Source organism: Anatilimnocola floriformis, assembly GCF_024256385.1.
Taxonomy (GTDB): Bacteria; Planctomycetota; Planctomycetia; order Pirellulales; family Pirellulaceae; genus Anatilimnocola; species Anatilimnocola floriformis.
Genome location: NZ_JAMLFW010000001.1, coordinates 2,745,021 through 2,770,771 on the forward strand (window position 1 = coordinate 2,745,021; position 25,751 = coordinate 2,770,771).

The 25,751-nt window shown below is 60.2% G+C and carries 1 protein-coding gene; it reads left to right on the top strand.

Annotated features, from left to right (window positions below):
* Entirely contained in the window at positions 1-25,734 is a 25,734-nt protein-coding gene (locus M9Q49_RS10635; protein WP_254508721.1) for an autotransporter-associated beta strand repeat-containing protein, read from the top strand.
* Positions 25,735-25,751: the final 17 nt, after the last annotated feature.

Sequence of the window (25,751 nt, forward strand, 5' to 3'; positions counted from 1 at the left end):
ATGACACACCGCCAATCCTATGGTCGCAGCCACGATGTACGGATCGAGCGTTCGAAACGGAAGTGTGCTGCTCCCCAGCGGCGGAAGATGTTTCTGGAGCAACTTGAAGAGCGCTCGCTACTGGCCGTGATGACCTGGGATGGTTCGGCGAATGCGTTGTGGTCGAACCCAGCCAACTGGGTCGGCGACGTGGCGCCGATGGCAGGCGACGATCTGGTATTTCCCACCGGTGCTGCGAACCTGGCCAACACCAACGACCTGGTGGCTAACACACGTTTCAATACGCTCTTGATTCAGGGGAGCGGCTACAACATCGGCGGCGCTGGAGTGGAACTGTATGGCGGTCTGACCGCGAACAACGCCGCCGGCGCAAACACGGTCGGACTCAATATCTCGCTGGTCAATGCGCAGTCGTTCGTATCGGCAAACGCCAGCACGACGTTGACCTTGTCGGGGGCGATCGACACGCAGAACATTTTGGGATCGACGACTGCCTTCGGCGGCACGATCTCGGCGCTGACGCTGGATGGTTCCGGCACGCTCAATATCACCGGCGCCATCGGTGGGGCTGGCAGCGTCAACAAGTTGGGCGCGGGCACGGCGATCCTCGGCGGCAACAACACGTACGAAGGCATTACGGACGTGCGCCAGGGCTTCTTGCGCGTCACCAACAGCAGTGGTCTCGGTTCATCCGTGACTGGCGATACGCAAGTGCAAGCCGGCGCTCAGCTGCAGATCGCAGGAAATCTGACGATCGCCGAACCGATGTCGATTCGGGAAGGTGGCGTTGGTTTCGGCAATGGCAACGATCCCTCGGGCCTCGGCGCTTTGCGCAGCGTGAGTGGCAGCAGCACGTTGACGGGGGGCATTGAACTCGCCGGCGGCAACAACCTGATCGGCGCGGACACGGGTAGCACACTGATTTTGACCGGCGTCGTCGCTTCGGCGACTTCCAATACCAACCGCCTTGTCAAAGTAGGTGGTGGTACGTTGCAACTGGCCGGTACTCAGGACAACGTCAACCGTGGTGAAACGCGGGTACTGCAAGGGACGCTCGAGCTCAACAAAACCGCAGGCCGCAATGCGATCGGTGGCGATCTCTACATCGGCGACAACGTCGGCGGTGATAACTCGGCGACGGTGCGGTTGCTGGCGAACAATCAGATTCCCGAAGTCGATTACTTCGGCGTGAGCGTCACCACGATCACGATGTTTAGCGCCGGCATGCTCGATTTGAATGGCCGTAGCGATACGCTGGGCAATCTTATCCTGACAACGGGAACGACCTACAGCTCGGATATTGTCCTGGGTGGCGGCACGTTGACGATGGGCGGCAACCTGACCGTCAACAATTTTCAGGGGAGCAGCGGCGCGACGCCGGCCGCAACGATCAGCGGCGGTACGTTCGATTTGGGAACGTTGTTCTCGGGCGGTGGCTCGGGCTTAGGCACGGGAGCTTCACGCACTTTCCAGATCAACGATACACAGCTGACCAACTTTGCAGCCGATCTCGACATTTCGGCCAACATCACCGGCAGCGCGAACGTGGGGATCACGCGGCGTGGCGGTGGCACGCTGCGGCTGAGTGGCAATAACTCCTATGCCGGGCCGACAATTCTGGTCGATGGCGGCGTGATGGAGATCGGCAGCAATTCGGCGTTTGGAACGGGCGTGTTGTCGATCCAAAATAATAATACGACCTTCATCGCGGGGGGCGGAGCCTGGACAGTTCCCAATGCGATCGGCTTGGATAGCAATTTTTACGTCGCAGGCGCAAACGGCCTGACGTTTTCCGGTCCGGCTACACTATCGGGCGCGCGCGAAATCTATGTGTCCGATGCGGCTGGCACGTTGACATTTTCCGGCGTGATCGACGAAGGAATTTTTGGTTCGCAGGGCATCGGCAAGGCCGGCGCCGGCACACTGGTTTTGACGGCTGCGAATACCTTTAGCGGAACCACAACCGTTCGCGACGATGGCGGCACGCTGTTGCTGCGCGGTGGCGGCAGCATTTTGAACTCCGTCAGCAACTTAACGATCGGCGTGAACGGCACGTTCATGATCGATAACAACAGCGGTGGCAATCTAGCCGATCGCGTGAATGATGCGACTCTCGTCAATCTGCTCGGCAAGTTTATCTTCCGGGGCTCAGCCACTGCGAATTCCACGGAACTTCTGGGGCAGTTCAATACCAATGCTTCCGTAGCCAATATCGTTCAGATCGAAAACACCTCGGGTGGCGCGTTTACTTCGGCGGTTACGACGAACACGCTGGGAACTAACACCGATCGCACCATGCAGTTCGTCGGCGTGGGGGGCGACCTCAGCGCTACCGGCCCGAACCGGTTCAGCATTCAAAATCCCCCAGGGTTGACCAACGGCATTCTGGCGGGTGGACACGTCCGCACCTCTGCCTCCACCGAAATGGCCACCTTGGTATCGGGGCCAGACGGCCTCGCCGTGGTTGCCTTGCCGCAATCGGCGTATGTAACGGAACTCAACCTGGCGGGTCCCGTGAGCAATCTCAAGCTCACCACGCCCGGCGTGTATACGCTGAACGAATCGCGGACGATCAACTCGCTGTTGCTAGGTCCAGGCGTGACGCTGACAAGCACCAATCCCAATGTCACGCTGACGATTGGAAGCAGCACCGTAGCATTTGCCGGTAACTCGACAATTTCAGTCGGGAACTTCAACCCAAACAATGGTTCGATCTACGTCGATGCGGGCGTCACCGCGACGATCGACAGCAGCGTGGTGCGCAGTTCTGGCGGCAGCGCGGCGATTAACAAAGGTGGTCGCGGCAAGCTGATTTTGACGGGCGACAATCAATTCGACGGTAACCTGACGATCAACGAAGGGATCGTCAATATTCAGCGGAGCACGGCTGTCGGCGGGCCGTTGTCGGGAACGTTTATTCGCAATGGCGCGACCCTGGAAATTGAGCAAACGACTTTCGGCCCCGTGAATGTGGGGCCCGAAACAATCGAAGTGCGCGGGTCAGGCGTCGGCGCTTCGTATGCCACCGGGATTGGCGCCGTTCGGAACGTCGCTGGTAACAATAGCTGGGCAGGAACGGTCAGCCGCGCGGGGAATAATGCGCAGGCAGACATTACTGCGCTGACTGGGAACCAGCCCACCATTTACACCGCGGTGAACATCATCAATGTGGCCACCGGATCACAATTGACACTCACTGGCAATACGGCTGATGGCGGCAGCAATCCAGAAATCGTCAAACGCGGCGGTGGCACGCTGGAATTTGGTGGCGTGAATAATAACGCGACGAATACGTTGCGCGTGCTCGATGGCACGGTGGTGCTGAATAAGGAACCTGGCGTTCCGGCGCTCGCCAGTACCATCGTCATTGGATCCGATCAGCCTGCGGCGCCAACCGCCACGCTCCGGTTGGCCGGTGGGGATCAAATCAGCGACACCGTGACTGTGCAGGTGAATAGCGCCGGCGTGCTCGATTTGAACGGCCAGGCCGAAATGATCGGCGCGCTCAATCTGCTCGTGGGACCGAACGGTGCTGGCACCGTGAATATCGGCACGGGTGGCATTCTGACGGTGAACGGCCAGACGACGGTCTTCACGCAAGGATCCGGCAATGCTACCGGCGCAACGATCAGCGGCGGAACGTTCGCTCTGCAACAGTTTGGCACCAACGGCGGCGCGCGCACCTTGCAAGTGAACGACGGCGCTGCCGGTAATGACCTGACGATCAGTTCGTCTATCACCGATGGCAGCGGCATTGGTTCCCTCGGCATCACCAAGACGGGCCTGGGCACACTCGAATTGGCGGGCACGACGGCGAACACTTACACCGGCGACACGATCGTGCAGGAAGGCACCATTCTGTTGAATAAGGGAACCGGCACTGGCGGTGTGAATGCATTCGCCGGGCGGTTGCTCATTGGCGATGCTAACAACCAGATTGGGACAACGTTCGCCTCGATGGCATACGCCAATTCCGATGTCGTCCGTCTCAATCAGCCGAATCAGATCCCGGACAACTTGGCGCTCGTCGACGTGCGAACCACGGGTTTGTTGGATTTGAATGGGAACAACGAAACGATCGGAGTCGCCGATGCGCAGAACGCGCTGACGATGCAGGCTGCCTCTACCGTGGATTTAGGTGGAGCAACGCTCACGTTGATCGGAAATATCGGTACGTCGGCGAATAATGGTGCGAGCCTGTGGACCCTGGTGGCCGCTCCGAAGATTATCAACGGAACGCTGGCTCTGGGATCGCTGGCGCGGACCATCGATACGGGTGGCGATCAGAATCAGTTGCCGTACGAACTGGAGATTTCGGCCAACATCACCGGCACGGCCGGAATCGTCATGAATTTGACCGTCAACAACAACGGCACGTTGTTGCTCTCGGGCGCCAACGGCGGATTGTCGGGCGATTTCTTCCGCACCAACGGCAACATTGCCATCGGCAGCGACTCTGCGCTGGGTACCGGACGATTCATGTTCAACGGCGGCCATATTCTGACGTATGGCGGACCGCGGACCATTGCCAATGAAATCTGGATGGCCGGCACGATTGCGCTGGGCACCGGCAACGGCATGATGGGGACGAGCGCGGTTGGCGGTGGTGGCAACGATTTGAACTTCACCGGCATTACGAACCTGACGAACAACGTCAACCTTATTACTGCTGCGGCGTCGGCGAATGAGTTTTCCGGCGGCGTGGGCGAATCGTTCACGGGCTCGTTCTTGAACAAGACCGGTTACGGCTCGTTGATTCTCTCCGGCGTGAATACCTACAGCGGCGGTTCGACGGTGAACACATCGGGTGGTCACTTGGTGCTGAGAGGCGGCGGCACGTCGCTGAATAACAACTTCGCGGTGAATATCGGCGGCGTACTGCAGATCGATAACAGCACGACGGCGCTCACCAATCGCCTCGGCGATTCGGCGCAGGTCCAACTCCTCGGTGGCGCACTCGCCATTGTCGGTAAGACGAATGCGGCGACTTCGGAGTCCCTTGGTCAGTTGTTCATCAGCAACAACTTCAGCTCCAGCATCCAAATGCTGTCGAACTCTCCCTTTGGCCTGAACACGTTGCGGTCCACAAATCTGGCCCTGCAAAACAACAACAATGGAAATACGCTGAACCTGGTCGGTCGCGGCACCGATCTGGGCTCGACCACCGGAAATCGAATTGCCTTCAACACGTTGCCGACGCAGATCAACGGGATTATCCCTTACGCGGTTATCAGCAATTCGACGGGGCTTGAGTTTACCTCCGTCGTGAATGCCACTCCGACCGTTACTCCCTTCGATAACTTCGTGGCGCCGCTGACAAGCGGGCCGAATTTTTCGACGAATCTCGCCACGGCGACAGCGACACAAAATGTGAAGCTGACCAGCAGTGTCGCATTGGGCGCAGCCGCTGTGGCAAACGCCCTGCTGTTGTCGGGCAACAACATTGCCGTGACGGGCGCTAACGTGACCCTCGCCGGCAGCGGTTTGTTGGCCTCGTCGGGAACGAACAACAGCGTGTCCGGAGCGACGCTGCAGTTAGGTGGCACCGAAGGCCTGGTGTTTGTCGATCGCAACAGCGATCTGACCATCGGCAGCGCGATCGCCGGCGCTACGACCGACCTCGGCAAGGGTGGCGCTGGTCGGCTTACTCTTTCCGGCGCGAATACGTACACGGGTGGCAGCACGTGGGTCACTCAAGGCGTGGTGGCGGCGCAGAGCAACGATGCCTTTGGAGCGGCCGGGACGGCCAGCAACGTGCAAGTCATTTATGGCGGCACGGTGGAATTGAGTGCCAACATCACCACGCCGACAACCAAGACTGCGTTTTTACGCGGCCAAGGCGAATTCGAATTCGCAAACGTGCCGCTGCGCAATGTAAGCGGCACGAATACCTGGGGCGGCAATGTCGATCTGCAGACCAATCGCACTGGCATCCGAGTCGATACGGGCAGCTCGCTAATTCTGGCCGGCGTGGTCTCGAATCAAGGCTTCAATAAATTTGGCGCGGGTACGTTGCAATTGGCAGGTGCCGCCGCGAATACCTTTGCGCAACCCACCACGATCTGGCAAGGCGTGCTGGAATTGAACAAGACCGGAGTCAATGCGATTCCTGTTGCCCTGACGATCGGTGACTTCGTAGGCACGCAGGGGGCTGATGTCGTACGACTTCTGCAGTCGAATCAGATTGCGGACACGGTTGCACTAACGTTGAACTCCACGGCATTGCTCAACCTCAACAATCAGTCGGAATCATTTGTTCCTGCCGCGGCTGGCACGGTGCTGAACCTCAACATGGGGCCGACATCGAGCTCGAGCATTACGACCGGCACGGGCACTCTCACGCTCGCCGGCGCCGGCGCGAATATTGTCGTCAACAGCGTCAACAACGTGGGCATGCCAGGTGGGGCGCCGACGCCGATCACGATTACCGGAAATTTGAATTTTTCGTCAACGGCTGCGCAAACCATCACCGTCAACGACGCGGCGGGAGTTTCGGATTTTGTCATTTCGGCGGCGATCACCGGAACCCAAGCGGTCACCAAAGCCGGCGCGGGCCGGATGGTGTTGTCTGGCGCGAATGGCGGCTACACCAATGGGTTCACCGTGACTGGCGGCGAATTGGTGGCCCAATCGAGTACCGCCCTGGGAACAGGGACGGCCACCGTGAACAGCGGTTTCTCGCTCTTGCTGGATGGTTCGATCGCCCCGCTGACAATCGCCAATGCCGTGAACATCAACGGCGTGGGCTTTGGTGGCGAGGGCGTGATTCGCAGCATCGTGGGGAACAATACACTCACCGGCGCGGTGACCTTGGCGGGAACTTCGACGATTGGCGTGGATGCGGGCACTTTGCTCGATATTACCAACGCGATCGGCGGTGGCGCCAATGGTGTGACAAAGCTGCTCGGTGGTACGCTGCGTTATTCGGGCGCCAGTGCGAATACTTATACCGGTACCACGAGCGTCTTTGAAGGAACGCTCGAACTGAACAAGACGGCCGGCGTAGCCGCCATTCAAGGCGTGCTCACGGTCGGCAATGACAACGGTTCGCAGGATGCGGACCTTGTCCGCTTGCTGCAGGCGAATCAAATCCTCGATACGGTGCAAGTGCAGGTCACGCCGTCGGGGCGGTTGGATTTGAATAACAACAACGAGACGCTCGGCAATGCCGCGGTTACCGGTCTGAACTTCTTCCTGGGCGTGACAACGTTCCCGAATGTGACGACAGGCACGGGAACATTGACCATGGCAACCGGCCTGGGGATGCAGACCCAATTCAGCACCGGCATCGTAGCCGCTTTCACTGGTTCACCGGGCGCCTCGGTGAGCGGCAATCTGAATCTGAACAACCTGCCGCACACGCTGAATGTGACGGACACCGGTTTCAATCTGCGCGAACTCGTCATCAGCGCCGCCATCAATGGCGGCGGCGCCAGCGGCGTGCTCACGTCGCAAGGCAACGGTCTGCTGTTGCTCAGCGGCGACAATAGCGCCATGTCGGGCACGCTCACGTTCAACGGCGGCAATGTTGCTGCCGGACACAACAATGCTTTCGGTACCGGTTCGGTGAATGTGGCCGCTGCCAGCTCGCTGTTCTTCAATACTTATGGCGGTGCGCCCACCACGACGAACATCTCCATTCCGATCACGCTCAATGCCGATCTGAACGTGCGGGGCGATAACAACTTCAATCTGAGCGGTGTGATCTCGGGTCAGGGAGCTGTCAACCGGTCGCTGAACATCAACATGAATAATGCCTCGGCGGCGACGCTGTCGGGCACGATCAATCCATCGAACAACACCGCGCAGCAGCTGATCACCGTCAATACGAACACGTTCAATCACGTAACGACGATGTCGGCCAATCTAACGAGCGGCACCGGTCAGATTCACAGCTTCACCAAGGGGGGCGTCGGCACCCTCGCGCTCAATAACAACAACAGCTCGTTCGACGGCACGTTTACAATCGCGAACGGTGTGGTGCGTCCGCTGAATGATGGGGCGTTTGGGTCGACGATCGGCAATACGTTGGTTAACAGCGGCGGGCGCGTAGAACTCGCTGGCGGCCGCAATTTCTCGGAGCCATTGACGCTGGCTCTCGATTCGCGCGGTTTCGGGATTTTCACGGGCGCCATTGTGAATGTTGCCGGCAACAACACGTGGTCGGGCCCGATCATCATGACCAACGGCGGCAGCAACTCGAATGGCTTTGGTGTGGATGCAGGGACGCTGTTCCTCACCGGTCAGATCACGCAAACGGGCGGCACCAACTTCTTGAAGCAGGGCGAAGGAACGCTGGAAATCGGCGGTCCTTACACGAATGTCTTCGGCGGCTCGATTATCGTTCGCCAGGGAACGGTCGCGCTGAACAAGATTCCGGGACAGAATGCGCTCAGCGGTGGTTTGACCATCGGCGATGAAGGTGGCGGCCCGAATGCGGACAAAATCATTCTCAAGCAAGCCAATCAATTCCCGAATAACCAGGTTGTGACGGTCTTGGGTTCTGGCTTGCTCGACATGTCTACTGCCACTCAGGGCTACCTGGGTTCAACTGCGCTGAACGAAGTGCAGATGATCACTTATTCGGCGCTGACCTCCACGACCGCCACGTTTACGCTCACCTTCGGTGGCTTCACCGGACAGACTACAGCTGCCATTCCATACAACGCTGCGCCAGCGACGGTGCAGAGTGCGCTCGACACCGTGCTCAGTGCCGCCTACGGATTCGCAGCCGGAACAATTAGCGTGACGGGCACGCCGGGCGCTTATGTGCTGACGTTCACGGGGCCACTGGGGAATGCGAATCTTCCTGCGATGACGGCAGCGGGGACCGGCATGACTCCGGTGGTCGCCACGTTGCGCGATGGCATTGGCAACGAAGTGCAAACCTTCCCCAACACCGCTTTCACCCCGCAATACAACGGTGTCGCGGGAACTGCCGTGGTGGCGAATGCAACGGCCGCTCAGGTGCGGGCCGGCATTACTGCGATTCCCGGCTTCACGAATGCGAACACGACGGTCATTGGCGTCTCGGGCGGCACGCTGACTGCCATCTTCAACGGCAACCTGGCCGGCGTGAACTTGAATCAGTTGACTGGCGCTGCCGCAACGACCATCGGTGGAATTGGCTCCGAGACGCAGCATCTGCGGTTTACGACCTTGCCGGCGGCGGGAACGACTTATCGTTTGGAAATGGCCGGGCTGTCGCGCAATGTCACGTTCAACGCCGCCAGTGCGCTCACCGATTTGCAAGCCGCGATGGATGGCATGTTCGGTGTGAACAACGTAACCGTGCTCGGACCTGCCACGGCCGTGGTCAACTCCGATTACACCATTGTTTATCGCAACGACGGCGCGTTTGGCACGGCGAATTTGCCGCTGCTCAATGTGCGGCCCTCCACCGGCGCGATCTCGATGACGGCGATCGGCAATACCGATGGCACGACGGCGAGCGAACTGCAAGCGGTACAAATCACCGGCGCTGGCAACGAAGTGCAGACAGTGACGCTCTCGGGCAGCAGCCTCAGTGGCACATTCACTTTGACATTCGGGGCGAGCACGACGGTTGCGTTGGCCTTCAATGCGACTGCAGCCACCATTCAAACAGAGCTCGAGAAGTTGCCGACCATTGGCGTGGGGAACGTCTCGGTCACGGGCTCGAGCAGTGGGACGGGCGGGACCTACAATCTCACGTTCCAAGGCGGACTGGGTAACACCGATGTGGCGCAAATCACGGCGACGAGCTCGCTAAGTGGAACATCCCCGGCGATCGTGACCGCTACGGCCACGCCCGGTGTCGCGCTCGGCGGCACCTACACGCTCAGCTTCGGAGCTACGGCGCCGACGACCACGGTGCCGCTTTCGGTCAGCGACTCACCCGCGGCAGTGCAAGCCGCGTTGTCGGCGCTGGGAGATATCGGCGCGGGGAATGTCAATGTCGTTGGATCATCCAGCACCGCAGGCGGAACTTACCTGGTGCTGTTTACCGGAACGAAGGCCAATCTGGATGTCGCCACGCTCACGGCCAATTCTTCGCTCACGGGAACGACGCCGGCTGTAACGCCTGCAACCGCGCTTGAGGGTGGGCTAACCGGCAACGAAATTCAATCGATCACGATTGCCGGCAACGGCTTGGGTGGCTACTTCCAACTTGCATTTAACGGTCAGGTCACCACGCCGATCGCAGCTGGTGCTTCGGCTGCGACGGTGCAAGCCGCACTGACCGCGCTGGGAACGATTGGTACGGGCAACGCGGTGGTCACTCAGGTCGCCACCGATAGCAGCACTACTTACTTCGTGCGGTTTGCCGGCGGGATTGCCAATCAAGATGCCGCGGCGTTGACTACTTCGGCCAACTTGTTGACCTCCACTGCTGCCACGCCAACGATCACCATCGCGACTGAAACCAACGGCTTCTCGACCGTCTCGCAGAATGCGAACTGGGTTCTCGAGTCGGCGCTGAACAACGGCGGGGCGATTGTGACGGGCGGCAACACGCTGGCGTCGATCAGTTCGGCCTTTGTGATCAACAGCTTCGGACCCACGGATGGCACTGCGCTGCCGGCCACGTTCTCCGGCAACCTGGCGATCAATGCCTCCGGCCGCAATTTTCAGATCAACGACACTTTTATCCCCAATAGCGCAGATGATTTTGTCATCAGCGGAGCCCTGAGTGGCGCTGGCAGCATTTCGACTTCGGCCGGTGGCGCTGGCTTGTTGCCCGGTACGCTGGCGCTCACAAATTCGAACAACAGTGCGGCTGGAACTTTCACGGTTGGCACAGGTAACGCGATCGTATTGCGCGGCAACGCCGCGCTGCTTGGTGCGGGCGCGATTGCGGCAAACGGCGGCAACTTTGGCCAAGGTCAGTTCGTGCTGGATAACTCGGCCGGAAATGTCGCTGATCCGCGTGGACGAATTGCGGATGTCGCGACCGTTACGATGGCTGGTGGTGTGCTGTCGTTCATAGGCAACGCAACGACTCCGACAACAGAAACAGTCGGCGCTTTGATCGTCAACGGCTCGAACGCAGGGACTTCGGTGGTTCGCTCCACGGCGGGCGCAGCTGGGCAATCGTTGACGTTCACCAATCCGATGACTCGCGGCGCCGGCGGCAATATGAACTTTGAAGGAGTCGGCGCGGATCTCGGCTCGGCGAACAACCGTGTGTTCTTCTCGGGTGTGAATGAGCAGCAAACGGTGGTGATCGCCGGTCGGAATCTGGGTGGTACGTTCACGCTGACGTTCAACGGTCAAACGACGGCTGCGATTCCGTTCAACGCCCCGGCAACCGGCGCTGGGAGCGTGCAGGCAGCGCTCGAAGCTCTCAGCTCAATCGGTGTGGGGAACGTGGCCGTTGCTGGCAGCTCGGGTGTGAGTGGCGGCGTGTATGTCATCACGTTCCAAGGCGCGCTCGGCACCGCCAACGTGCCGAATGTGACCGGCGCCAGCACCTTGACCGGGCTAACCCCGACCTTGGCGATCAATACCAATCTGCAGCAGCTGGCGGGCCAGAACAACGGCGCTGGCAATGAACTGCAAACGATCGGGTTTAACGGCAGCATCACTGGCGGCACTTACACGCTCAATCTGGGCGGCGTGTCATCGACTGCAACTTTTACTGCGGCCACGCTGCGGGCTGATTTGCAGGCAGCGATCGAAGCCATCGTGGGTGCGGGAAATGTGACGGTCGTCGGGCCGGCGGCTTACACCGGCGCGGTGACCTACAGCATTCTCTTCACTGGCGCGCTGGCGAGTTCCAACCTGCCGACGATGACGGTTTTCAGCGCGCTCACGGGCGCGACGGTGAATGCACCGGCAGCCAGCGGCGAAGGTGTGCTGGCCACCCTGACTCCGACGCTCGTCACTTCGACACTCGGCTTTGCGACGCTCACCGGCCAGGCCGGCCTCGACTTCGTTACCTACAACAGCACCAACGGTATCGTACCGAATCTGAACTTTGTGACGTCGCTCGCCGCGGCTACGCCGACAAGCAATGTCAAACTGAGCGCCAGTGAAGTTGTCACCGGCGACAAAACGGTCAACGCCCTGATGTTTGTCGGCGGGGGTAACACGATTAGCGGCGGCAACTCGCTGCATGTCCGCAGCGGTCAGATCATTGGCAATAACATCGGCAGCAACACGGTCTCGACACCGCTGCGCTTCACCAGTGCCGATGCCACGTACATCGTCGACACCGGTGCGTCGTTGAGCCTGACGGGCGCGCAGATCGCTGCCCTCAACGAACAGCAGACGCTGACAGTCGGCGGCGCCGTGTTGACGTTTACGGTTACCTTCCCCACCATCCCTGGCGTTGGGCTGGGTGGAACCACTGCAGCACTCACGCGCGGAACAACCACAGGCGACGCCTTGCAACTGGCGTTGCAATCGATTCCCGCCCTGGCCGGAAATGTGAACGTCACAGGCGGCGCTGGTGGCGCTTACACGATCAACTTCATCAACGCTCTCGCCGGTTTGAACTTGCCACTGATCACTGGAACAACGGCGACCTTCACGGCGGGTACGGGTGACAACACCATAACCGCCCTGGAAAACATTCGCGGCGGCGCGATTGGTCCGGTCGTCAGTGAGCAGCAGACGCTGACGGTCAGTCAAAGCGTGACCGGATTCACAATCAACTTCAACGGTGTGGCCGCGACCGCGCTGGTGTATGCCGCGGGCACCACAACTGCGGCCGACATTCAGACCAATCTGAATACGATCCCCGCGCTAAATGGCAACGTGTCGGTGAGCAGCCCCAATGCCACCGGCGGCCCGTATATCATCACGTTCACCAATGCACTCGCCAATCAAGATGTGAGCGCGCTGAATATTACTGCGACCACTGGTGGTGGCGCGGTACCAGTGGTCGCTGAAACGGCGAAGGGTGGCGCGGGCGTCTCGGGCGCGCTTGGCATTACGATTCGCAAGGAGTTCGGCGGCGACTTGATTCTGGGCGGCGATAATACCGATCTGACGGGCGCTCTGATCGTGAATCAGGGAACGCTGACCATCCAGAACAGCAACTCTCTCGGCCGCGTGCAGGAATATCAGAATCTGACTTTGAATCTGGTTGCTGGGTCCTTCACAATCACGCTCAACGGCTTGACGACGACGCCCATCGCCACGACGGCATCTCTCACAACGACGGCGACTGCGGCCCAAATTCAAGCCGCGCTCGAAGCCCTGCCGAATGTCGGTCCGGGCAATGTACGGGTCGATCAGGTTTCGACTGCGCCCGCGTTCCGGATCTGGTTCCAGGGGAACCTGGCCGATCAGAATGTGGCGCTCATGACCACGAACGTGACCGGGGTTACGGCGTCGCTGGCTGCAGGTCGCGATGGTCAGTCAGGCGCAACGACCGTCAGCAGCGGCGCCTCGTTGCAATTGCAAGGCAATCTGGCCGTCGGCAATGAGACGTTGACGCTCAACGGGGCTGGTGTTGTTCAGGAAGTGCAACGACTGAGCCTGAGCGGCGCAGCAGGCAGCTTTACGCTGACGTATTCCGGGCAGACAACGGCGGTGCTGCCGTTCAATGCGACTCCGGCTCAAGTGCAGAGCGCGCTCAATGCACTTTCGACCATCGGTGCTCGGGGTGGAGAGGTCGCGGTGGTCCGCCGTGATCGCGGGGCCGGCAATGTGGACTTCCTCATCACTTTCGGCAAGCAATTCGGCAATCCAGCTTTTGGTCTGGATGTTTCGACGCTGACTGTCACGCCGAGCGGCGGTCTGGGCGCAACCATCGCCACGGCGATTGCGGGGGGCGGGCTGATCTTTGGCGGCAATACATTCTTCAATGCGGTGAATGGAGGTGGCGCGCTGCGCAGCCTCAGCGGCGATTCGACTTGGGGCGTGCTGATTCCCTCGACGATCACGCCCACGAACACGGCAATCAACTACGCGACAAATCCGACCGTGGTCGGTGTCGACGCCGGCCAGTTGAATTTTGAAGCGACGGTCGGTGGCAATGTGACGTTCAATAAGACCGGCGATGGCACGCTCGAGTTCCGCGGCGTGCAGGGAAATAGCTACGGCCAGCAAACGCAAGTTCTGGGTGGCACGCTCAACCTCAACAAACGGGCGAACACTGCGAATTCCGCCGTGCCGGCCAATGTCGGCAACCCGATTGTCATCGGCGACGACGGAGGTGCTGCCAATGCGGATCGCGTGGTGATCTTGGCTCACGATCAGATCATCAACGGCCAAGGCCTGATCGTAAATCGCTCCGGTCAACTGGTGGTAAACGTCAGCACGTTTAACGAAGTGCAGACCGTTTCGTTCGCCGCCGCGACGGCGGGCACGTTCACGTTGACGTTTGCCGGACAAACGACGACGGCGATCGCGTTCAATGCGCCGGCCACGGGTGCCGGCAGCGTGCAGGCAGCGCTCGAAGCATTGGGGAACATTGGAGTCGGCAATGTTACGGTGACTGGAGCAGCCGGCGCGTATGTCATCACGTTCTCGGGAACGCTGGGGAGCGCCAATCTGCCGCAGATGGCGGCGAAGAGTTCGCTCACGAATGCAGGTTCACCGGTAGAGATCAGCACCGCCACGACCGTGCATGGTTTTGGCAATGAAGTGCAAGCGATTGCCCTCGCGAGCGGTGGTTTGAGCGGTACTTACACGTTGAACATCGCGGGCAGCACGGCAACTAACAATGTCGCGATTGGCGCGACTGGCGCGCCCGCAACTTTGGCGGCGGCGATCGCTGCGCTGTCGAACGTGGCCACGGGAAATGTGCAGGTCATCGGCCCCGACTCGAGCGTTAACGGCGGTATTTTCTATGTCATCTTCCGAGGCACGCTGGCGAATACCAATATCCCGCTGATGACCGGGGCCAACGGCACCATGGCCAACGGTGGAGCACAGTTTCCAGCGCCTGCCGTTTCTGTCGCAACGCTGGCCGAAGGGGCCGGCAGCGAGTTTCAGACGCTTACGCTCGGCGGCACGCTCAGCGGCGGGCAGTATCGCTTCTTGCTGGGAGACTTTGTCTCGGGCGAAGTGCTCACGACCGCAACCGCGGCGAATATTCAAACGACTCTCGAGGGCATGCCGAATATCGGTGTCGGCAACGTGCGCGTCGTCAGCGCTCAAACCGGCAGCGGCGCGGTATTCAATATTTACTTCACCGGCGCGCTCGCAAATATCAACGTGCCGTTGTTGGCCATTCTGAATAACACCACGGGCGGCGGCACACTGACGATGGCGGCAGGACGCGAAGGTGGCTCGGAAGACATCACCACCACGAGCATTGTCGAAGGCAATCTCGATGTCCAAAACGGTTCTTCGTTCACGACAACGGGCCTGACGTTGCAAGGCGGCAGCGTGACCGGCGCTGGCGTGTTGAACCTCAACGGCAACATTCAGTACAACCCCGGTCCGCAAGCCACCATCAGTTCGGGCATGAACCTGACCGGTGTGCAGCGAATCGTGACGGTCGGCGACGGCAAACTTGCGAATGACCTGGTAATCAGTGGGACGGTGGGCGTTGGGGCTCTGGCAGGTGCAGCGGGCGGCCTCTCGAAGGCAGGCGGCGGTACGTTGCTAGTGCCAACCAACGTCGTGAATTACACCGGTTTGAACTCGGTGCAATCGTTCACGATCACGGGCGCGACGTTTGGAACGACGCAATACACGATGACATTCAATGGCCTGGTTTCACGGCCGATCATTCTGACGGCGACGGCGGGACCGGACTCCGTGGCCGGAACCGCGGCGTTCAACTTGCGGACCGCTCTCGAAGCCATGCCGTACGTAGGTGTGGGCAATGTCGAAGTAATTGCTTCGACGAATGCGGCTGGACAGATGCTGTTCATCGTACGTTTCAAGGGCGCGCTCTCGGCTATCAACGTCGGCGCTCTGACATTGGCAATTACGACCGCTCCAGGTACAGCCAGCGCGGTGACTGCGAACGTAACCGGCAGCGGCACGGCTCACACGGCAGGCATCTTGTCGCTGGGTGCGAACAACGCGCTCGGTACGATTCCGCTGACGGTGAGCGGCGGCGTGATCTGGGCCGATGGGGCCGATCGCAGCATTAGCACTCCGCTGGTGCTGGCGGGGAACTTTACGGCTGGCGGCAAACGAGATTTCGGCGGCACGTTTGATTTGAACTTCACCACTGGTGGAGCTCGCGCGCTGCTGGCGAACCCAACCATTACAGTCGAAGACCCGCAGTCGCTGGTAACGATCAGCGGTGTGCTCAGCGAAAACGCCTTCAACCGCACACTGACCAAAGCCGGCAACGGCACGCTGGTACTTTCCGGTGCCAACACTTACACCGGCACGACCACGGTTAGTGCAGGTCTGCTACGTCTGCAGAACAACGACGCGCTCGGTCTGCGGGCGAACGAATTGAGTTACGTTCAGGACACAGGGGCTGCGTTCACCCTGACGTTCAATGGCTTCACGACCGTGTCGATACCAACCGGCTCGACGGCGGCGACCGTGGCTGCGGCGCTCAATGCACTTCCCAGCATCGGCGGCTCGAATGCTTCGGTCAGCGTGACCGGCACCGGTGTGATCAACACCACCACTTACGATCCATTTATCATCGAGTTCCTGGGAGCACTCTCCGGCACCGACGTTGCGGCGGTCACCGCCACGGGCGCGACCGTGCTCGCTGTGAATCGCGCGGGGAGCGGAACGGTGGTTAGCTCCGGAGCTGAACTGCAACTCGACGGCAGCCTGGCGATCGGCAACGAATCGTTGACCTTCGACGGCTTTGGTTTGTTCAACCGGACAGGCTCGCCGTCTACGCTCACAGGCGCGGTGCACACGATCAGCGGCAGCAGCACGTGGGGGAGCGGATTAACGCCCATCACGCTCAGCGGCAACGGCGCCAATCAATTCAAGTTTGTGGGTACAGATTCTGGCACCTCACTCGTGCTGAATGCAATCATTGGCCAGAACCAGGTTCCGTTGTTTCTGGATAAGGTGGGTGGCGGTACGTTGGAATTAGCGGGCACGGCCAATAACACCTACACCGGGCAAACGGCGATCCTCGACGGCACCTTGGTCCTCAATAAAACTCCGGGCGTGAATGCCATCCAAGGGACGATCATCGTCGGCGACAATGCGGGGGCCGCGAATTCCGATGTGCTGATTCTGAATGCCGCCGAGCAAATCAACGATGGGGCGGCGGTGATTGTGACGGGTACTGGTCGCGTGCAAACGTCAGTTACGCAGGCCGCCTCGGTGACGAACGAAGTGCAGCAGATCTTTGTCGGCAACGCGGGTTTGGGCGGCAATTTCCGCTTGTCATTCAACGGCGTGAGCACCGGCGATTTCAGCTCCGGTGCAACGGCGGCTCAAGTGCAAGCCGCGTTGAACGCTCTGTCGACCATTGGCGGTGTGGGTGGCAGCGTGGTGGTTCAAGGTGGACCGCTGCAACAGAACACCTCCGTGACGGTGACCTTCCTGGGGACACTCGCGGGGCTCAACCAGAATCAGATTCAAGTTCTATCCGGCACCACGGCTTACTCGGGCGCTGCGATTGCGGTGACAACGCTCGCGCAGGGTGGCTTGGCCGGCCGTGAAACGATCGGCGCGCCGACGTTGCGGATTGCTTCGCAAGGAGCCGGCAATATTCAACTGCAGGCCGGCAGCACATTGAGCCTCAACGGCGATCTCACCGTGGATAGCTACGGCGCGCTGCCGGTGACGGCACTCACGGGAGCGGCCATCAATGGCGGTTCGCTCGAACTACGCCCGCAGTTTTCGACCGGCAATGCAGCGAATCGCAATTTCAACGTCAACGCCGATGCCCCGGTCAATGACGATTTGACGATTTCGTCGACCCTCGTCGAAGGTGCTCAAGGTTCGATCTCGGGCTTCAATAAGGGTGGTGCTGCCAACAGCCGACTGGTGCTGAATGGGACAAATCAGAGCACTTATGTCGGCTCGACGGTTGTCAGCAGCGGCAACTTGACGGTGACGGGCGGCAACTCCTTCGGCACGAAGTTTACCGACGAAGTGCAGAGCTACGTCATCAACAACGCCTTTGGAAATGCCTCGGGCACGTACACCATCACGACGGACTTGGGGACAACGGTCGCGATTCCCTTCAACGCGACTGCCAACCAGGTGCAAGCCGCGCTGGAAACACTGTACGGTGTGGGGAACGTGCAAGTGGTGAGCACGGTCAACGGCAACACCAACATTCAGTACTTCATCCATTGGTTGCAGGGTGCCCGGGTCGTCTATCCGACGCTCACCTTCACGCCGGATGCAACGGGCACGTTCAATACCGCATTGAATGTGAACGAAACCGCGATGGACGCCATCAATGGCGCTGCCGGTACGACGAACTTCGAAGCCGCCTGGACTGGCCGCGTGATTGTGGGTGGCGCCGACCCGCTCACTTGGAGCTTCGGCACGAACAGCGATGACGGCAGCGTGATTCTCATCGACACCAACAACGATGGGTTCTTCAGCGCAACCGAACGGGTGGTGAACAATCCGGGTTCACACGGTGTGTTGCCGGCTTCCGGCAACGTTACGTTCCCTGCGGCTGGCACTTATCGGATTGCCATCCTTTATTTCCAAGGAACCGGCGGCGGTTCGATCGAAGCACGGTTTGCCAAGGGAGCCAACGTTGCGATTGCCGATCAGACGATCATCAATCCGGGCTTACCAGCGCAGGCCGGGATCTTTGATGACGGTGTGACGCCGAACCAACTCGCGGTGAGCTTCTACAACCGAGTGCCGGTGATTACCGACACCGATCCGAACATCCGGCAGATCACACTTACCTCGAGCCTGACCAATGCGTCGGTCGGTACGATCACCACGCACCAAGAGGGGCCCGTGGCATCGGGAACGACGGTGAATAGTGGCGCCCTCGAGTTGCGCGGTGGGGCCGGCATGACGGTGAGCGATGAATCGCTCGCGCTGAACAATACGGGCATCATCAACGGCCCGGTGACGAATGTGTTCAACAACGGCGCTCAAGCGTCGGTCGGCACGGGCGCCCTGCGCAACGAAAGCGGCGTGAATTTCTGGCAAGGCAATCTCAGCACGCTGGGCAATCTCACCATCAACACTAATCCGACGGCGATTGCCGTCGATGGCGGTTCGCTGACGTTCAACGGAGCCTCGGGGGTGATCGCCGGTGGCACTGGCGCTTCGCTGCTGAAAACGGGCGTCGGCACGCTGGAGACAGCCGGTGTTTCGTCCAACACCTTCGCAGGCAACACCTACGTGCAGCAGGGAACGCTGTTGCTCAATAAGCAGGGCACAAATACTTCCTCGATCGTCGGCGGCGAAGTAATGGTGGGCGACAACGTCGGCGGAGATAACGCCGATGTACTGCTCTACGGCGCGGCTGCGAGTGCCAACCAGAATCTGGATCGCGTGGTACGCATCGCGCGCACCGGCTTCATGAATATGAACGGTGTAAGTGATGTAATTAACAACGCCATTGTGCTGGATGTCGGCCCGACAATCAGCGGCGATTTGGCGACCGGCGTCGGTGTGCTGACGAACAACAACGCGCTGATTTCGATCAGTCAGTCGGGCACAACGACGGCGAGCGTGGCGCCGACGGTCACTGGCATCTACAACTTCAACGGCGGCACCCGTAATATCGACGTCCGCGAAGGGAACGCCCTGGTTGATCTCGATATCTCCGCGGTGCTGCAGGTGACGGGTGCATTTGGCTTTACCAAAATCAGTCGCGGTACGCTCGCCATTTCGGGTAACAACACCTATACGGGGACGACAACGTTTAATCCCGACAGCGGTACGCTGCTGGTGAATACGCCGAGCACAGTGACCGCCTCCACCTATACCGTGCGCGAGGGAAGCACGCTCGGCGGTAGCGGTACGATCAACGGCGCGGTGACCTTTAGCGCGGTCGCTTCCAATCTCGCCGTCGGCGGCATTCTCAATCCTGGTCCGAACGGGGCAGCGCCGGGTAACACCGGCATTCTGACGGTCAACAACAACGTGACCTTTGGCGCTGGTTCGCGCTACCTGGCAGATATCAACGGCACGACGGCCGGAACGCAATACGACCAGTTGCTGGTCGGCGGCACCGGCGCAGTGACGATCACCGGCAATGCGACGACGAATATCGCCAATAACGCAACCATCAATGGCACTCTCGGCAACGGATTTAATCCAGTCAACGGCGTCGATGCCTTCAAACTCATCAGCAAGACGAGCGCTGGCACCATCAGCCAAGGCGTGAATAGCTTCCTCAGCGAGATCCTGCCACTGCTGCCGGCCACTTCGCCGACCACGGTGACGATCGGCGGCAAGACGTACTCCACCAGCTACAACGTGGCGGTCGGTCTCAACGACGGCAACGATTTCGTGCTGCAAGCGGTTGCTGCGACACGGGTGTGGGACGGTCGAATCGACAACAGCATGGTGAATGTCAGCAACGATTGGACGCTGGCCACCAACTGGGTCGGCGACGTCACGCCGTTTGCCGGCGACGATCTGGTTTTCAACGACGTTGGTCTGGCGAACGGCAAGAACGCGCCGTTCAATAATTTCGCCGCGGGAACCGACTTCCGCACGATCAACTTTGGAAACACCACGGGCACCTACACCATCACGGGCAACAGCGTAACGCTGAACGCCGCGAGCGGCGGTGTGACGAGCGACAATGCGACCGATGTCGCTGTTACCAACAATCTGAACCTCGCGCTGGTTACAGCAGCCAATCCGCAAACGATCACGATCAAGGATGGCAGCACGCTCAACCTGGGCGGAGCGATCACGCTGGTGGCAGCCGGTCCGCTAACGGTGACGAACGGTGCGGGCGTCGATGCGGTGGGCTCTGTCGTCTTCAACGGCACGATCAATGGCGGTGGCGCGCTGACGGTGAATATGGCCGGCGCGACCAGCGATGCAACGTTCAACGCGGCGATCGGTGGTGTCACGCCGCTGGCTTCGATCAGCGTGACGTCGGTCGATGACCTGATCTTCGGCAGCACGATTGCCACGACCGGCGACGTGACGCAAACGGCAGGTACCGGCACCACAACGTTGAATGGTGGCAACGTCGGCGGTCTGCTGACGATGACCAATGAAGTCATCGCTCTCAACGGCGGCACGCTGACAGTTGTGGGCGTTGCCACGCTGACAGCAACGGTCGGCAGCATCGTCGATGGTAACGGCGCGGCGAACAACATCACCGCTCCGAGCCTCGCGGCCACCGCAGTCACCGGCATCGGCACGGTGGGCGATCCGCTGGAAACGACGATCGGCAACTTCGAAGCTCAAACGACGACGGGCGGCGTGTTCCTCAGCAACACCGGCACGCTAAGCATCGGCGGTGTGAATGGCACGCTCAGCGGCGTGGACGTAACCGGCGCGAGTGGCAACATCAGCCTGGTGGCAACAGGATCGATCAACGTCTTGCTCAACGCACAAGACGTGCGCGGCCCGGCAAATATTACTCTGAACGCGCAGGGAGCAACGAGCAACGTCAACACAGGTGGCGGCGCAACCGCCGTGCAAACGACGGGAGCGGCGGCGTTGGTTTCGATCACGGCTGGTCAGGACGTAAACCTGGGCACCGCGACCTTGGGCGATTTCGGCGATGTGCTGAGCGCGGGGAGCATCCTGGTAAGTGCCGGGCGGGATTTCAATATTCGGCAAGCGACGCACCTCGATGTCACCGGCACCGGTACGAACACCGTCAATGCCACGCGCGACATCATCGTCATCAATGACTCGACGGCCTCGCGTATTTCGACCAATGGTGGCTTGCTTAACCTGACTGCCAACCGCAACATCGTGGCCAATTCTGGTCAGAACACGGCCACGATCGACTCGACACGAGCGGGCACGACGCCAGCCGGCGCCAATATCACGCTGACTGCGACGACGGACTTCATTAGCCTGGGCGATGCGATCAACGCAGGTACTGCCGGCAACGTGACGCTGAGCGCTGTGACGAGCAATATCACCGACACCAACATCAACGGCAGCACGCGAGTTTCCGCCAACGGCCTGACCGCCACAGCAGCCACGGGGATCCTCCTCGAAACGGCCGTGACGACGGCGACGTCGGTTAATGTTACCGGCGCTGGCAATGTCGATCTGCGTGAGCTGGACGCGATCACACTCGCTAATGTGACTGCCGCGAATGGCAATGTCTCGGCTACCGCGGGTGGCGCGGTTGTTCTCGCTACGGTGACGGCTGCGAATGGCAACATCATCGTGAATACAACCGGAGCCGTGACGAATACCGCTGCCGCCGTTGTTTCTGCGAGCGGCAATGGCAGCTTTACTGGCAGCAGCGTCACGCTGGGTAATCAGGCCGGTGATGCGATCAACCTGGGAACGCTGACGTTCAACAGCGCGGGCGCGGTGAACATTGCGGAAGATAGCAGCACGCAACTCGGCGGAACCAGCACGGCGAACAGCCTGGTGCTGACTTCAACTGGGGCAATCAACAACGCGGCCGCTGCGAGCGTCACCGTGACCAACAACGCCAGCTTCAGCAGCCCGAGTTTGAATCTGGGAACTGCCGCTGGCGATCTGGTGAACTTCGGCTCGCTGACGTTTGTGGCCTCGGCAGGGAGCGCGATTGTTCAAGAAAACTCGGCGCTCGATCTGCTCGGCGCCAGCACCGCGACCGGTGCGATCGACCTGACCAGTGTTGATCTCGCTTCCGCCGGGCAGAACATTACGCTGCCGGTGGGCGCTTCGCTGGTTTCGAGTGGCAGCAGCGTCACGCTCAATGCCGGTGATAACGCCACGATTAACGGCAATATCACGAGCGCGCTCAGCACGACAATCAACGTCGACGCGGGCGATGCGGAGAGCAACGGCGTGATTGAACTCGTGACGGGCTCTGGCGGTTTGCTGGTGATCACCGGTGTGATTACGACGCCCGCAGTGGGCAGCGGCGGTGGCGCGTTCATCAACGGCAACGATGATGTGGACACGTTCACGTTTGCCCCGCAGATCACAACCGAGTTCCGCGTCAACGGTTTTGCTCCGGCATCTTCTGATTTGCCAACGAACTTCGACACGCTGGCTCTGGACCTGAGTGGCACGACGAATCCGAATCTGACCGTGCCGGGGACGATCGCTCCGTACAACGGCAGCGGCTCGGGCAGGTTCAACTTCACCAGCGCACATCAGCAGGTGCTCTTCACCAACATTGAAGACACCGCGCCGATCGGCTCGTTCCACTTGACTTACGACAATAGCGTCAATCCCGTCGGCAACCTGTTTGTTGTGCGCGATTCGACGATGACCAAGGTGCAGCTGCGTGACGGCGCGAACAACGGCCCGCTGGTGTACCAAGGCAACCTGTCGACGATTCTGTCGCTGCGAATTCTGGGCAGCGCCGGCAACGACATTGTCACGGTCGACGACATTTACACGTTGCCCGATTTCAGCGGCACAGTGCCGGGTGTGACGAACAACCCGAACATTCCGCTCGCTGGCGAGTTCCTGTTCGATGGCTTGGGTGGCACCGATTCGTTGGTGTTCCATATCGCGGCGACGCCGGCTTCGCAGATTTATGCGATTGGCAATGGCACGGGCACGGCTGGAAACGAAGGTGAAATCCAGAGTGACGCGGCGGGTGTATCGCTCTTGAGTTACTTCCAGAACGTCGAATCGACGCTGCGAACCGGCGGTACCGCCGGCAGCTTGTCGGTGCTCGGTGATCTCAGTGCGAATACGATGAGCGTCGCCCCGAATGGCGCGCTCACGCGAATTGCCGCGGCCGGCGGTTACACGCCGTTCGACTTCAGCGGCAATAACTTCAGTGATATCTCGGTGAGCGGCGGCCTGGGGACCGATGATCTGCAACTGTTCGGCTACGGCACGGGTCAGACCAATCCGCTCGCGACCGCGCTCAACGGCGATGCCAATGCCGACACGCTGCGAGTGCATAGCACCACCGGCAACACGGGCACGGTCACGCTCAATGGTGGCGCGGGCAGCGACACCTTCCTGCTGGCGAACACGCTCAACACGGTGAACGCCATCGTGGGTCAGGTGGTGGTTGACGGCACGGATGGCAATCTCGGCGGCAACACCGACACATTAACCATCATCGACACCGGCGATGTCGGGCCGAACAGTGTCTTTATCAACACTGTGAATCCAGCCGTGACGGCCGACTACCGCATCGAAGGTATCACGACGACCAGCGGCGACGATGTGATCTTCCGCAATGTTGACGTGCTGAATTACACCGGTACGCAGGGGAACGACACGATCGACGCGCGGTTTGAAAATACGGTCCCGCCGCACGATTTGAACATCGTTTCTCTCAGCGGTTGGACCGGCAGCGACCAGTTCCTGCTGTTTACATCGGATCAGCTCGGCGGCACGGGCATTGGCGTAACTCCTTCGGGCATGGCGAGCGGCGTCAACACGATCAATCTGTATGGCGATGCTCCGGGCAATCCGAATGCTGGGGATCTCGCAGACTTCTTCGGTCAAACGCCGCCAGGATTGACCGGCACCGGAAGCAATCAGGTTGGCATGGCCGTGGCCAGCACGGTCCGCATGATTCGGCCGAGTGTGAGCACCGCGATCTCGATCGACGGCGGCGAGCCGAGCGGTCCGGCGTTGCCGCTGGGCGATGGCCCGGGCGACGTTCTCAACTTGGATGTGACTGGCATGCCAACGAGCGGTTCGCTGGTGATCTCGGCGGTCTCGCCAGGATCGTTGAATGCAACGGGCATTCAACCGCTGGCCTGGACGCAAATTGAAGACATCAATCTGGTCAACAACGGCATCCTCACCAACGTGCAAATGGGCGACTTGTTTGCTCGGACCACGGCTGGCAGCGACCTGGTGCAGTTCAGCCTCAACAACACGCCGACCAATCCGAACCAGGTTCGTCTGCGCATCGGCACCGCGATCACCAATCACACGGTTACCGGCAAAACCGTGGTGTATGGCGGCGGCGGCGCCGATACGATCACGCAGGCAAATCTCACCATTCCGGCCGAGTTCTACGGTGAAGATGGCGACGATTATCTCACTGGCGCGATGGCCAACGACTGGCTCGTCGGCGGCACGGGGGCCGATCGGATCAACGGCAGCGGCGGCGACAATGTGATCTGGGGCGACAACTCGGCGACGACGCCTGCCGATCCAACGCCGCAGGACGGCAATGTCGGCGGCAACGATATTTTGAGTGCCCTGGGCGGCAATGACGTGTTTTATGGTGGTGCAGGCGATGACCAGATCACCGCTGGCGCCGGCAACGACTATGTCTCTGGCGGCCAGGGGAACGATATTGTCTCTGGCGACGATGGCGACGATCGGTTGTACGGCGGCACAGGCAACGACACGCTCGGCGGCGGCAATGGCAACGACTTGCTCAGCGGCGAAGCCGGTAACGACACGCTCTTGGGCGGTACGGGTAACGACGTGCTGTTCGGCGGCAACAACAACGACATCATCGACGGCGGCAACGGCAACGACCTGCTCATCACAGGCATGGTCGACAACGAGCACAGCACCTGGACATCGGTAGCCAGCGTCGGTAACTACGGTGCTGCGACCTACACGAATGTCGCTGACAACGACGCAGCTTTGCTGGCTTTGCTCACGCTGTGGGGTAGCTCTAGCAACAACTCGTTGCTCGGCACCATCACGCACGACGGGTTCCGCGACAGCGTGGTGGGAGGTGTGGGAGATGATGATTTCTGCTGGGAAACCGTGGACGTCGCGCCCGGCCTGGCACCGAGCGACTTCAACGCTCTCGGCATGGGCACGGATCAACGCATTCCGCCGACCTAAGTTGGTATAAAGGAGGA